Consider the following 13,279-nt stretch of genomic DNA (forward strand, 5'->3'; position numbering starts at 1 on the left):
TAAAGTTGAAAATCTTGTTTAAATAAAAAAGCCTTAAGTCAAAAAATATAATATCAATTGACTTAAGACTTCGAACTCAAGACTTACAACTTAAACCTATTGGTACTGGATGTAAATAGGGTATGGTTTGTATCTTGATAAAACTTCCTCGGGTGTTAACATATGGTGAGGAGCTTTTTTGATATCGTTTTTGTAGAACAATTTAAAGCCCGTAAACTGTACCGGCTCCTGGTTAATAAAGTAACGGTAAGTGCCGGTTTTAAGATCGGGTTCGCCCCATCCGTCCATATCCATTACCAATTGAACTTCTTTGTGTAGTTTAATGTTTTTATAATTGGTTACCATTTTTTTGGTAAAACGGTGTACTACCAGGATTTTTGGAGGCAGGTTGTTCTTTTTAACGATGCCCGCCAAGTAACCAGAAACATAGTTGATATCCGCAGCATCATAGGTGCCAATTTTTTTACCTGGATGGGTGCCGTCTTTCATGGAAAATTCAGGGTCCATACCAAAATGAACCTGCGGCATGGCTAAATATTTTTCAAACAATGGTAATTCAGCTTGAATATTACTTAATGCTACCTGTACATCTAAAAATACAATGGCGTGTGCTTTTTTTGCCAGTACCAAAACGCTGTCGATTTGTTTAAATGGCATGCGGTAACGGAATTTGCCGTCTTTACCGCCATCGCCCTGGGCTACTACAGCAATATAATGCAGGGCTGGCTGAACCGGGGTTTTTGGATCGGCCTTTTCCCAATGTTTTACTTCGCCTTTTAGTTTGGCCAGCATTTCATTAGGCGGTAATTCGCCAAGGATCCCCATTTTTTTAGAGTAAAGGTTACCATAAAAAGCAACCACACGTTTAAACGGTAAAATAGCGCCGTTTAGTGGATATGGCGTGTTTTTAACCGGCCATCTGCCGGTGGTATCACCATGGGCATTGAACTTTAACAGGGAATCATATAACTTTTTATCCAATGGAGGATAGCTTGATTTTACCACGCTCAGCGTGTCTTCCGTTTCGCCTTTGGCCGAGTCTGCCTTGGTTGATTGTTTAGCGCCCGGCTTGCTGGTATTGCCGCTTTGTTTGCAATTGGTTAGCAGGGTAATTGTTAATAGAAGCGCCGAGGCGTAAAGGAAAAAATGTTTCATTATTTATAAAGGTGAGATTTTTGCGTATTTGATGTGCCGGTTTTTAAACTCTTTTTAACTGGTTAATTACTAATTATTTCTGTTGATATCCGGGACCGTACAAAATAACACCTTTTCTGGTGCCAATGTGTTTAAAATTATCAACAGTTATGTTTCCATTTACTAAAACATACTTAAAACCAGTTGAATAGGCGTGGGGATGTTCAAACGTTGATTGGTCTTTGACCGTACCGGCGTCAAAGATAACAATATCTGCAAACATAGCAGGCTGCAATAATCCGCGATTGGTTAAATGAAATTTTTGCGCAGGTAAGGAGGTCATTTTACGTATGGCATCTTCCAGGCGGATCACATTTTTTTCGCGTACATAATAGGCCAGCACCCGGGCATTGCTGCCATAACCACGTGGATGCGGCACACCCGAGCCAAACAAACGGATGCCCGAATCTGATGCTACCATAGTTAGCGGATAGCGGAGTATATTTTCAACATCGGCTTCATTCAAGCCGTGAAATACCATCGAGGCACTGCCTATTTTGGTAATATCTAAAATGGTTTCAATTTCATCAGGGATAGTTGAAGGCCGGCCTTTGGCGATATTGATCTGCATGATATTTTTCCCATTGAGGGATGGATCTCCATCGCAATGGGCAACCACAGCATAATCAAAATGCTCACGGGTGCGCCTTTTCATGTCTACTATCATTTCCGCCACTATCTTTTGATGGATCAACGGATTATTCAACCGTTTTAATACCGAATCATGCCCGCCATCCTGCAGCCAGTCAGGTAGCAATACATTCAGCGTTGTACTGCTGGCAGTGTATGGATATTGATCAACCGTTACATCCAAACCCTCCTGGCGTGCTTTTTCGACCATGGCGATCATCTCTGTCGAACGGTTCCAGTTGGGCAGGCCCACTTTAAAATGGGAGATCTCTACCGGCATATTGGCTTGTCGGCCTATATCAATAGCTTCGGCAATGGCATCAAATATCTTATCCGATTCATTGCGCATATGTGAGGTGTATATACCGTGATACTTGGCTGCCGCTTTTGCCAGGGCCACAACCTCGGGTGTTTTGGAATATAAACCCGGTGTATAAATTAAACCTGTAGAAAAACCAACGGCCCCATCGCGCATGGCTTGTTCCACAATGGCCTGCATTTTTTGTAGCTGCGCATCATTGGGTGTTATGGCTGCCTTGCCTAAAACAGCATCGCGAACATCGTTATGACCAATCAGGGTTGCTACATTTACAGACAGTTTCAAACTATCTAAAAATTTAAAATATTTGGCGATGTTAATATTGGAAGTGCCGCAGTTTCCCGTGATCACGGTGGTTACGCCATCGTAAATAAAATTATCGGCAGTAGGGGTTTTCTTTTCGTCTCCTTCAATATGAGTATGTACATCAATAAAGCCTGGAGCGATGATGAGGCCTGTGGCATCGATGGTTTTATCGGCCTTACTTTTGGACAGATCGCCGATATTCACGATCTTATCTTTAACAATACCCACATCCCCATAAAACCAGGGATTGCCGGCACCGTCAATTATTTTTCCGTTTTTTAGGATGATGTCAAAATGTTGCTGTGCAAAACAACCAGTGGATATCAATATCAGACATATCGTATACAGCTGTTTTTTGATCATCGTAGGCTACGAACGTGTTTTAAAGAATTTTCCAAAAACGCCAAGTGGTAGTTTTGAACCCGCGGTGGCCTGCAGATAAAGTTCGCCGATCTCCAGGTTTTGTACTTTCGGGAAAGCGCTTTTGATCAGATTCTCGATAATTACCGATGAAAAGCCTAACGAGTAGGTATTCAGGATGAGGAAGTGTTCTTCAGGATCAAGCAGCTGTATCACATCTGCCATCATCTCGTTGATGTTGTCTTCCAGTTTCCATTTTTCGCCGTTGGGGCCATTGCCGTACGCCGGAGGATCAAGAATGATACCGTTATATTTTTTACCGCGTTTTAACTCACGTTTTACAAATTTCAAGGCGTCTTCAACAACCCACCTGATATTGTTGAGACCCGAGATCTCCTGGTTTTCATTGGCCCAGGTCACTACTTGTTTTATGGAATCCACGTGTGTGGTATCGGCGCCGGCTGCCTGTGCAATTAACGATGCGCCACCGGTATAGGCAAACAGGTTAAGTACCTTGGGCTGTGGTGTTTTAAACTTTTTGATATTTTGGGTGATGTAATCCCAGTTTACAGCCTGCTCGGGGAAAATACCCAGGTGTTTAAATGAGGTTAAACCCAAACGGAATTTGATGGCCGCATCCTTGTTTTTATATTCAATATGCCAGCGGTCGGGTGTTTTGGGGTCTTTCTTTACCCAGTCGCCCGCGGTTGCCGAGCGACCCTTAAACTTGATGTGGTGTAAGCGCTGCCACTCAGAAGCGGGCAATTGTTTGCTCCAAACCGCTTGCGGTTCGGGGCGTATCAGTACAATATTCCCAAAGCGTTCCAGCTTTTCAAAATCGCCGCAATCAATCAGCTCGTAATCTTTCCAGTGCGTTGGGGTTAATAGTTGGATCATTCTTTTAGTTTGCAGTTTACAGTGGGCAGTTTGCAGTAGATAGTTACCTACTACGCCATTTTAATAGGTGCAAATATAATCATTCTGATAAAAGCGACTGCTAACTGTGAACTGTAAACTACAATTTCGCTTTTGCTGCCTGCATAAATTTACTGGCAAATACAAAGTCGTTCAGTTCCTGGTTGTCGGTATGGGCTATCTCTTTATTACTGCCTTCCCACCATTTTTTACCTTGGTGTAAAAATATAATATGGTCGCCTATACCCATTACCGAGTTCATATCGTGCGTAACAATCACTGTTGTTATTTCATATTCTTCGGTAAGCTCATTGATCAGTTCATCTATCAGGATGGATGTTTTAGGGTCGAGGCCCGAGTTGGGTTCGTCTACAAACAGGTATTTGGGTTGCATGGATATAGCGCGCGCAATACCTACACGTTTCTTCATCCCGCCCGAAAGCTCTGATGGGAATAGTTTATTCTTGCCGGTAAGATTAACTCTTTCCAGGCAAAAATTGGCGCGATCGAGTTTCTCTGCTTTTGTTTGATTAGTAAACAGGTTAAGCGGAAACATGATATTTTCTTCAACCGTCATGGAGTCAAACAGAGCCGAATTTTGAAAAAGCATCCCTATTTTGGTACGGATAGGCACACGTTGCTCAAAATCCATGTCGGTAAAGTTCTCGCCGTCAAATATCACGTCGCCTTTGGTAGGATCATGCAAGCCAACAATACATTTTAACAGGGTAGTTTTTCCTGATCCGGAGCCACCAATGATAAGATTGTTTTTACCTGGTTTAAAAGTCGCGGTTATACCTTTTAGTACTTCGTTATCGCCAAATGTTTTGTAGATATCTTTAATTTCGATCATAGTAGGAGGCGTGAAATAATAAGATCCACAAATAATATCATGATACAGCTCCAAACAACTCCGCGTGTGGCCGACTGACCAACCTCAAGCGAACCGCCATCAGTATAAAAACCCTGGTAGGAGCAAATAGAAGTGATGATGAATCCAAAGAATATAGATTTAACGGCGCAAACAGTAACAATAAGCGGGTTAAAACCATCGGTTAAGCCGGTTATATAATCGGCTGTCGATACATCTTTTGAGGCGGCACAGGCAATATAACCACCAGTTAAACCCAAAATTACCGATACAATAACCAATAAGGGAATCATGGATACCCCGGCTATGATCTTGGGTGATATTAAATAGCCCGGCGCGTTTACACCCATGATCTCCAGTGCGTCTATCTGCTCGGTTACCCGCATAGTGCCAATTTGGGATGCCATACTGGAGCCTACACGCCCAGCCAATACCAGTGCCGATATGGTTGGACTAAACTCCAGGATGGTAGAGTCGCGGGTGATACCGCCAACAATTGTTTTTGGGATAAAGTCGCTTACCAGCTGAAATGCGGTCTGTATAGTAGCCACAGCGCCAATAAATACCGAAATGATGGCGATGATACCCAGTGAGCCTATACCCACCGAAACCATTTCACGCATCACCTCGCTCCAATAAACACTAAACTTTTCGGGCTTCCTGAAACTTAATCGCAGCAGAAGAATGTATTTTCCTAAACTTTGGAACATTTGTTTTTATAAAAATCGGTTAAAAATACGTTTTTTACCATTAAGCTTTATCGCTTGTGCCCATTGAATTAATTTAAATATGCAATTTTATGAGCTATCAATTATTGCTTACGTAAATTCGACCCATAAAGCTTCAACCCTAAGCAAAAAAAATCAGCCTTGTATACTTTGGGGCTGTTTTAAAAAGAACAATTATTTAAACACATTATTATCAGCATGAAGAACGCTCTTATCACCGGTTCAACAAAAGGCATGGGCCGCTCTATTTCTATTTCATTTGCTAATGAAGGATTGAACGTGGCAATTTGTTCGCGCAATGAGCAAGAATTATTAAAATTTAAGGATGAACTGCACTCCATTAACCCATCAATAAAAGTTTTTGCACAGGTTGCTGATGGCAGTAATAAAGCCCAATTGCTCCAATTTGCAGCAGGTGCACAACAAGAGCTGGGATTTATTGATGTGGTGGTAAATAGCCTGGGCATGTTTGCCCCCGGCAGTATACTTGACGAAAGTGAAGGCGACTTTGAAAAACAATTGCATACCAACCTGATGCCCACTTATGAGCTGTACCGTCACTTCGGTAAAACCATGATTGCTGCACGCAAAGGGCACTTCTTTAATATTTGCTCGGTAGCATCGTTAAATCCTTTTCCGCAGGCTGGTACCTATGGAGTAACAAAATATGCGTTATTAGGCCTTACAAAGGTAATGCGGCTTGAAATGCAGGAACATGGCGTAAAAGTAACCGCGATAATCCCCGGATCAACATTAACGGATTCTTGGAAAGACGCGGTGGTTGATAAAGATACCATGGTACTACCCGAAGATATAGCATCAGCTATCATCAATATATACAGGATGAGCCAAGGCGCTAATGTTGACGAAATGATCATTAAACCTGCACCAGGTCAGATATAAATTTGGTTAGTTCATGGTTGATGGTTCATAGATCATGGATAAGAGGTTGTGGAAAAACAGCCTGGGTTTATCTACATGCAAACAAAAATCATGAACTATGATCTATGAACCATCAACTATTAACCATCAACTTTCATCGGTATTTTCAGGTGCTTTACCGAGAGTTTGGTCACTTTCACCTAATAGTATTACTGTAAAACATTTGTTGTTAGCACATTTGAATTATAAAATCACTATTATTAATAAATTATGGAAAAGAAACTTTATCGCGATGAACGCCGAAAAACCATAGGGGGTGTTTGCGCGGGTTTGGCAGAATACTTTGATATCGATATAGCTATAGTACGGGCTTTGTTCCTGCTCACCTTTATATTCATGGGTACCGGTTTAATGGTTTACATAGTTTTATGGATAGTGCTACCTAAAAAATATCAGCAATACTTTGATCCTGGGGTTGATTATCGTGTACCGCCGCAGGAGCCTTATAATCCTTTTGCCGCTGGCGTACCCCCGCAACAGGAGGTACCGTTTGGTGTACCACCAAAAAAATCCGGATCATCAACTCCTGGACTTATCATAGGTGTCATATTGATATTTATAGGTGCATCATTCTTGCTGCATGAATTACATCTGTTCAGATTCTGGCATTTTGGTAAATTGTGGCCGGTGGTTTTAGTAGGGGCGGGTCTTGCATTAATGGCAACAGGCAACAAAAAGAAACCCTGGGAAGATTATAACCCAGGCAGTACCGATGCCTCTGATGCTAAAGAAGAGGTAAAAGATGATACTTTGAATAAAGAAGATCATCCTAATCCCGAAAATGATAATTTAAAAGATAATCCACCAACTGTATAACATCTGATGTTATTAAACTGCTATGATCGACAAAGTCAATGTAGGTTATAGCAGCTTCATAAATATAAAAGAATATTGAAATGAGAAACGATAGATTAGTTCCGGGCGCTATCCTGGTTTGCATAGGAGCCATATTCCTGCTTAACAACTTTGGGTATATAGATTTTCATTGGATGAATATCCTCCACCTTTGGCCCATCTTTTTAATCATGGGTGGTGTTAACCTGGTTTTTGCAGGTAACCGCACAGCCTGGGCCACCATTTTAAAATTAGGCGTGGTTATACTGGGTTTTGGGCTATTAATATTCGGCCATTTTGAGCGGTATAGCTTTTGGCCCGGACGTTATAATTTTCATTATAATGATGATAGTAATAATAACGACAGCAGTAATAATGACGACGACGATGATGACAGCGACAGTACCGGCGTAGGTCATGGCGTGGTTAAAGTACAGGGAAGCAGTGTTTTTAATAAAGACTATACCGCCGACGCCAAACTTGCACGCCTTAATATCAGCGGGGGCGGTACTACCTATACTTTAAATGATACCACCAATCAGCTTTTTAAAGCCGAGACTAAAGAATTTTACGGCAGCAAGTATGAGTTTACCTCGAGCAAAGACGATTCCATGTACGTGGTTAACCTGCACCTGCGAAATAATAAAGGTTGGCATATTGATAGCGACGAGGATAAGGACAAAGCCAACAGGGCCGACATTAAACTAAACCCTAACCCGGTGTGGGAAATTAATGTAGAAACCGGCGCCACAAAACTTAATTTTGATCTTAGTAAATTCAAAATAAAAAACTTAACTTTAAAGGGAGGCGCGGCATCGTTTGATGTAAAGCTGGGCAACCCTTTGGCGACCACCAATGTTGAGGTATCAACCGGGGTGTCTGAAGTAAGTATCAGTGTGCCGAAAGGCGCTGCCTGCAGCATCCGTACCAACTCGGGCCTGTCGTCAAATAATTTTGACGGGTTTGATAAAAAGGATGATAACCGATATGAAACTGCCGGTTTTGATGCCGCTAAAAACAAAATATACATCCACATGACAGGTGGTGTATCTGACTTTAAAGTAAACAGGTATTAATTTACCCCAAACGATACCGGGACGTATATCTATAATAATTTTACAAGCCGCTTCATGAGCATCATGAGGTGGCTTTTTTATGATCCTAAAAGTGGGTTTACATGGTTTACATATTTTATGCTTTACATTTTTATATATAATTGATATTCAAAATGTTGTGTTTGTTTTTCATCAAAAAGTGGGTTTACACTGTAAACCCACTTAGGGTGTCATTAACTCAGGGTTTAAATCTCCATAAAATTGTCATTCTGAGGAACGAAGAACTTTCTCTTGAACGGAGTGAAAAATATATTTACCAATATGCACAGTCTGTTAATAGATCCTTCACTCCGTTCAGGATGACAAAACCGGTATATTAATGCTGCCCTATACCGTGGCAGTTTTTATTTCAAAGAGATGTCTGCCGAAATATTTTGTCAAGCTTCCTAAATGATGATGGGACACCTGTTTTGGCAAGCATGACTTCACTCTTTTGTCATTAATTGTTAAAACATGCCTGAAAGTGTTAAATTCAAAACCATTATTGCAAAAAATAGGTTTAATTTACAGCTTAATTGATCTATGTATGAAACCTAAATACTTTATAATATTTTTCGCGCTTTTTATAGCGGGTACTGCGAACGCTCAAAGTGTTTTGAAGGGCACCGTTTATGAAGCCGGTAAAAACAACCGTATGCCTAACGTTTTTATAAGGGACGATAATAATAAAAGACAAATAACCATTACCGACGATAAAGGTAATTTTGCAATAAATACCGAGACCGGTCATACCCTGATATTTGATTCTCCCGGCTATATATCTGATACCTTGTATGTAACCAATCATGCCCCAAAAAGAATAGAGATGGTAACCAAAACCATCGCTCTGCGCCAGGTTAATATCACCTCAACCAGGCAATCATTTGATGCGCATAAAGAGTATCCGGAGGTTTATACCCGGAGCAAGGTTTATCCACTGTCGCCATCATCATGGTTCAGTAAGGATGCCCGGGATGCCCGCCGTCTGAAAAAATACTTTAAACACGAGGAGGAGGAAAGACATGTGGACGAGGTATTTAATGTTACCTACGTAGAAAGCCTGGTACCATTGCGTGGTCAGGATCTTGAAAATTTTATGACCCTTTACCGCCCAACTTACGCATTTCTGAAAAACAATAATGGCGAGTCACTTACAGTATATATAAACGACTCTTATAAGAAATTCATGGCCTTACCGGCAGATAAACGCACATTACCAAGTTTACCCAATACCGGTAAAACATTGCAGTAGGCAGTTGCCGGTTTGCAGTTTGCTTAGCAGTTGAGTATAGTAATATCAATCTACGTAAACGGCCATGTTGCCGGATAGGATATTTTGATATAACAATTCTATCTGGCTTTTGAGTATACGGTCTTCCGATAGTTCAGGCAATTGGTCAATATCAAAATATTGCACATCAAGCACATCAAATCCCTTATTAAGAGTAAAGGACAAGGCCTTGCAATAGAAAACCATTTTATATACATAGAATGGTTGGGCTGGGTGTGGGTGCATTTTTTTATCAAATACGGCCAACAACCTTTCGGGTATAATATCCAATCCGGTTTCTTCCTGAAATTCTTTAATGATCACTTCTTTGGGGCTATATCCAATGTCGCCCCAACCACCAGGTAACGACCATTTGCCGTCGGTGCTTTCGCGGGCCAGTAGTATTTTGTTATCGGGAGATAGCAGAATGCCTCTCACATCAACTTTAGCTGTAGGATAATCCGCAGCCTGCGGGAAAAGTATGTTGATGGTTTCGCCCCCATAGCCGGAAACCTCATCCAACATCTGGGTGCTGATGTGTCGCAGTTCGGTATAACGCTCTACATCATATTCGTTTTTGGCGTAAAGTAAGCCTATATCAGCAACGGATCTTAATTGGGTAATAAGGGTTAAAAGAGAGCTGTTATTCATAATAAGCAAAGAGTACAAAAAATGATTGTCATCCCGAATTTATTTCGGGATCCCTCAGTTGTATAATATACAAGGTATAACTCTACCTATGGGATGCTGAAACGCGTTCAGCATGACAGCGCTTGTAAACCTATCCCCGGCCTAACAGTTCATCGAGCTTATTACGCTCTGTTTGCAACTCGCGGGCCAGTTTCTTTTCTTTTTCGTTGGCTTTTGATTTGTAGGTTTTGTATTCTTCGTCAAGCTCTTCATATAGCTTTGTTCGGTATTTAGCCTCCCGGGTATGTGCACCAGAACGCGCGATAACAATAGCCGCGATAGCACCAAAAGCAATAACCAGTCCCCACATTAATAAATTATAGGAGGATTTAGTGAGCGAGATACCCAGGAGGTTTATTTCATCGCGTTTAGCGTTCGATTCAGAAAGCGTTTGGTCCTTCGTAGTTACATCAGTTTTAAGGCTATTGATATCTTTAGTTTGTGCCGTAAGCTTTGATTGCGCTTCGGCCAGTTTACGTCTTTCTATGTTCAGGGTATCACGCATGTTTTTCCAAAGCGCTGAGGCCAGGGGCTCCTGGTAATGATATAGCTTACTGACCAGGTATTTATACTGACCATTAAGCGATTTATCGTTTTTTAATGCCGAATCGGCCGATGTTGCTTTGGGCTGTGTATATCTGTAGGTCGAAGGATTTACGGTTACGGCTGGTTTTACAGCAGCAGGTTTTACAGTAGTTGGTTTCTGGACAGGGGGCTTTACCACGCCAGTTTTTTTAACAGTGTCCTGGGCAAGTGCCGGGTTAATACTGCCTAAAAAAACGATAATTAAAACGCAGATACTGAATAAAAAATGCTTGTTCATTAGATGTAAAATTAGGTATCCTATATTACAAAACAGGATATTTATTGCTTTTATTGTAATATCCTGAGGGTTTGTAGGGGCTAATGTAAGGTTTCATACGTAATTTTGCTACTCATGGTTATATTAGCGGCATGAATATAGGTATTATTGGTTTAGGCGACATGGGACGCTTGTATGCCAAAGCTTTTGCAAAAGCAGGTTATACAGTTTGTGGATGCGATTTACCCGAAAACCGGGACCGGCTTGAGGCAGAACTGGCACCTTACAAAATAAACATAATGGATAGCGGTAAAGATGTTGCCCGCACCAATGACCTGATCATCTACTCGGTAGAGGCGGATAAAATGGAACAGGTTGTGGCTGAATGCGGTCCCCTGACCAAATATGGTGCTATTGTGGCAGGCCAAACATCTGTAAAGCATCCTGAAATAGCCCTTTTTGAAAAATACCTGCCTGCCGATGTGCAAATAGTTACCTTTCATGGCATGCATGGCCCCGGATTTGAACCCGAAGGGCAAACGTTGATACTGGTACCACACCGCACTACCCCGGATGCCTATCAGCGTATGTATGATCTGTTTATCGCCATTGGCAGTAATATTGTAGAAATTGCCGATTACCATGAGCATGATAAAATTGTAGCCGATACCCAGGCTGTAACTCATGTGGGTTTTGAAAGTATGGGCACCGGGTGGAAATCGGCAGGTTTTTTTCCCTGGGAAAATGATTCCTATGTGGGCGGTATCGACAACGTGAAGATATTGACCATGCTGCGTATATTTAGCTATAAAGCGCACGTATATGCAGGTTTGGCTATTTTAAATCCTTATGCCAAACAGCAGGTTAAGCGCTATGCCGAATCGGAATCGGAGTTGTTTAAACTCATGATCAAGGAAGAAGCCAAAACCTTCAGGGAACGGTTGTACCGTGGCCGCGATTTTGTTTTTCACGAAAGCCGCAAACCCATTATGCTGAACGATGCCGTAATGCGCGAGTTTTCCCTGTCGCAGAAGCCCGGGCAGCAGAAACCAAACTCACATTTAAGCATACTGAGTATGGTTGATGCCTGGTACCATTTGGGTGTAAACCCCTATGATAACCTTATTTGCCAAACTCCACCTTTCCGCCTGCGTTTGGGTATTGCCGAATATCTGTTCAAAAACGAAGACCTGTTGGAAGAATCCATCGAGACGGCTTTATATGATAAGGCCATCCGGGGCGACGATCTGGAATTTCACTCGGCGGTACGGGAATGGTCGTCTATTATTGGTTATGGAGATATGGAAGGCTATAAAAAACACTTTAATGAGGTACAGGCCTTTTTTGGTGACCGGCTGGAAGAAGGCAAAAAACAAAGCGCCGAACTCATCAGAAGATTGATGATGGAATAAGCAATTAAACTTTTTAAACCTTAAATTTTAACAAATTTCAGGTCGAAAACAGCGTAAAAACAGCTCAAAATTCATTCAAAACCATCGATTTTAACACTTTTTAACAAATTTTAACACGATTTTGACGCGTTTTGAAAGGTTTAAAAAGTGTTAAGTTATTGATATTTAATGAACTGAATTAAAAAGGGTCTGTTTTTGGGCTCTTTTTCCCTTAATTAAACAGCCCGGTTTTCCTTTTATATCAGAAAAACCGGGCTGCCTGGTATACAAATATACGCAATATCGGTCGCAATACCACTACCGCAAAAATCTAATCTTCTGCATCTATTATAAAATAGGCTACCCCTGTAGCATATAGGCAGGTTGGGTACGTAATGTATATAATACTGATACCCAATACCTCAATTGTAACCAATTAGCTTATGAAAAACTTAAACCGATATATCGCTTGCCTGTTTCTTCTGTTAACCGCTGTATCCTGTTCAAAAAATAAAAATCAAACCAAGATCTGTCCGCCTGTGCCGCTTGCATTAATATTGCAGGCTATTAAGTTTCAGGTGGTTGATAAAGCCAGCGGGCAGGATCTCTTCTTTTCGGCAACTCCTCGTTATGCTTTAGCCGATATTAAAATTGTATTCCGGAACAGCTCCAATAAATTAGATTCTGTTTCTCCGCCCCTGAAAGAAGAACTGCCCACCGGCTCGCATTTTGTATACCCAATTCCCTATACCAGGATCCTGGATACCTGTTATATTAAAATAAAAAGTCTGAAAGTTGATACCGTGATCAGCACCATCGCAGTAACCAAAACTGAATGCAGTACCTCGTATTCTTTAAATAAGGTACAGGTGAACAAGAACGCGCCTATTGCCTATTCATACAGTAACGTTATCATTATCAAAAAATAAAGCG

Annotated in this window: 13 protein-coding genes; 6 read left to right on the forward strand and 7 right to left on the reverse strand. The window is 41.4% G+C overall.

What is annotated here, in order from left to right:
• Positions 1–96 precede the first annotated feature (96 nt).
• From BLR84_RS00280 to BLR84_RS00300, 5 genes are all read right to left on the reverse strand, one after another.
• Positions 97–1,155, reverse strand: a complete 1,059-nt coding sequence (locus BLR84_RS00280) for a hypothetical protein (RefSeq protein WP_255366827.1) — start codon at positions 1,153–1,155, stop codon at positions 97–99.
• A 73-nt stretch (positions 1,156–1,228) separates the two neighbouring features.
• Complete coding sequence (locus BLR84_RS00285; RefSeq protein ID WP_090462717.1) at positions 1,229–2,812, reverse strand: N-acyl-D-amino-acid deacylase family protein; 1,584 nt, start codon at positions 2,810–2,812, stop codon at positions 1,229–1,231.
• 6 nt (positions 2,813–2,818) lie between these two features.
• Positions 2,819–3,706, reverse strand: a complete 888-nt coding sequence (locus BLR84_RS00290; protein ID WP_090462720.1) for a class I SAM-dependent methyltransferase — start codon at positions 3,704–3,706, stop codon at positions 2,819–2,821.
• Between the two features lie 118 nt (positions 3,707–3,824).
• Positions 3,825–4,577, reverse strand: coding sequence for an ABC transporter ATP-binding protein (locus BLR84_RS00295; RefSeq protein ID WP_090462723.1), 753 nt, complete (start codon positions 4,575–4,577; stop codon positions 3,825–3,827).
• Complete coding sequence (locus tag BLR84_RS00300) at positions 4,574–5,305, reverse strand: MlaE family ABC transporter permease (RefSeq protein WP_090462726.1); 732 nt, start codon at positions 5,303–5,305, stop codon at positions 4,574–4,576. The genes BLR84_RS00295 and BLR84_RS00300 overlap by 4 nt, the downstream gene beginning before the upstream one ends.
• Positions 5,306–5,521: 216 nt before the next feature.
• On the opposite strand from BLR84_RS00300, the gene BLR84_RS00305 reads away from it, so the two are divergent.
• From BLR84_RS00305 to BLR84_RS00320, 4 genes are all read left to right on the forward strand, one after another.
• Positions 5,522–6,226: an SDR family oxidoreductase gene (locus tag BLR84_RS00305; RefSeq protein WP_090462729.1), complete on the forward strand. Its 705-nt coding sequence runs from the start codon at positions 5,522–5,524 to the stop codon at positions 6,224–6,226.
• A 249-nt stretch (positions 6,227–6,475) separates the two neighbouring features.
• On the forward strand, positions 6,476–7,081 hold the full coding sequence (locus tag BLR84_RS00310; RefSeq protein ID WP_090462732.1) for a PspC domain-containing protein: 606 nt from the start codon (positions 6,476–6,478) through the stop codon (positions 7,079–7,081).
• 80 nt (positions 7,082–7,161) lie between these two features.
• Positions 7,162–8,175: a LiaI-LiaF-like domain-containing protein gene (locus BLR84_RS00315; protein ID WP_090462734.1), complete on the forward strand. Its 1,014-nt coding sequence runs from the start codon at positions 7,162–7,164 to the stop codon at positions 8,173–8,175.
• A gap of 565 nt (positions 8,176–8,740) precedes the next feature.
• Entirely contained in the window at positions 8,741–9,445 is a 705-nt protein-coding gene (locus BLR84_RS00320; RefSeq protein ID WP_090462737.1) for a peptidase associated/transthyretin-like domain-containing protein, read from the forward strand.
• A 45-nt stretch (positions 9,446–9,490) separates the two neighbouring features.
• Here the strand turns inward: BLR84_RS00320 and BLR84_RS00325 are convergent, their stop codons facing one another.
• Positions 9,491–10,114: an NUDIX hydrolase gene (locus tag BLR84_RS00325; RefSeq protein ID WP_090462740.1), complete on the reverse strand. Its 624-nt coding sequence runs from the start codon at positions 10,112–10,114 to the stop codon at positions 9,491–9,493.
• Positions 10,115–10,244: 130 nt separating this feature from the next.
• Positions 10,245–10,976: a hypothetical protein gene (locus BLR84_RS00330; RefSeq protein WP_090462744.1), complete on the reverse strand. Its 732-nt coding sequence runs from the start codon at positions 10,974–10,976 to the stop codon at positions 10,245–10,247.
• A 131-nt stretch (positions 10,977–11,107) separates the two neighbouring features.
• Here BLR84_RS00330 and BLR84_RS00335 point away from each other — a divergent pair, with 131 nt between their 5' ends.
• Both BLR84_RS00335 and BLR84_RS00340 read left to right on the forward strand, forming a co-directional pair.
• Positions 11,108–12,367, forward strand: coding sequence for a prephenate dehydrogenase (locus BLR84_RS00335; protein ID WP_090462747.1), 1,260 nt, complete (start codon positions 11,108–11,110; stop codon positions 12,365–12,367).
• 422 nt (positions 12,368–12,789) lie between these two features.
• Positions 12,790–13,275, forward strand: coding sequence for a hypothetical protein (locus BLR84_RS00340; RefSeq protein WP_090462751.1), 486 nt, complete (start codon positions 12,790–12,792; stop codon positions 13,273–13,275).
• Positions 13,276–13,279 lie beyond the last annotated feature (4 nt).

The organism is Mucilaginibacter sp. OK268, assembly GCF_900103125.1.
Taxonomy (GTDB): Bacteria; Bacteroidota; Bacteroidia; order Sphingobacteriales; family Sphingobacteriaceae; genus Mucilaginibacter.

What these genes read in the sequence shown, in the direction of transcription:
- BLR84_RS00320 (WP_090462737.1), top strand. Translation starts at nt 8,741, where the DNA reads ATGAAACCTAAATACTTTATAATATTTTTCGCGCTTTTTATAGCGGGT.
- BLR84_RS00305 (WP_090462729.1), top strand. Translation starts at nt 5,522, where the DNA reads ATGAAGAACGCTCTTATCACCGGTTCAACAAAAGGCATGGGCCGCTCT.
- BLR84_RS00280 (WP_255366827.1), bottom strand. Translation starts at nt 1,155, where the DNA reads ATGAAACATTTTTTCCTTTACGCCTCGGCGCTTCTATTAACAATTACC.
- BLR84_RS00285 (WP_090462717.1), bottom strand. Translation starts at nt 2,812, where the DNA reads ATGATCAAAAAACAGCTGTATACGATATGTCTGATATTGATATCCACT.
- BLR84_RS00340 (WP_090462751.1), top strand. Translation starts at nt 12,790, where the DNA reads ATGAAAAACTTAAACCGATATATCGCTTGCCTGTTTCTTCTGTTAACC.
- BLR84_RS00330 (WP_090462744.1), bottom strand. Translation starts at nt 10,976, where the DNA reads ATGAACAAGCATTTTTTATTCAGTATCTGCGTTTTAATTATCGTTTTT.
- BLR84_RS00315 (WP_090462734.1), top strand. Translation starts at nt 7,162, where the DNA reads ATGAGAAACGATAGATTAGTTCCGGGCGCTATCCTGGTTTGCATAGGA.
- BLR84_RS00310 (WP_090462732.1), top strand. Translation starts at nt 6,476, where the DNA reads ATGGAAAAGAAACTTTATCGCGATGAACGCCGAAAAACCATAGGGGGT.
- BLR84_RS00295 (WP_090462723.1), bottom strand. Translation starts at nt 4,577, where the DNA reads ATGATCGAAATTAAAGATATCTACAAAACATTTGGCGATAACGAAGTA.
- BLR84_RS00290 (WP_090462720.1), bottom strand. Translation starts at nt 3,706, where the DNA reads ATGATCCAACTATTAACCCCAACGCACTGGAAAGATTACGAGCTGATT.
- BLR84_RS00325 (WP_090462740.1), bottom strand. Translation starts at nt 10,114, where the DNA reads ATGAATAACAGCTCTCTTTTAACCCTTATTACCCAATTAAGATCCGTT.
- BLR84_RS00335 (WP_090462747.1), top strand. Translation starts at nt 11,108, where the DNA reads ATGAATATAGGTATTATTGGTTTAGGCGACATGGGACGCTTGTATGCC.
- BLR84_RS00300 (WP_090462726.1), bottom strand. Translation starts at nt 5,305, where the DNA reads ATGTTCCAAAGTTTAGGAAAATACATTCTTCTGCTGCGATTAAGTTTC.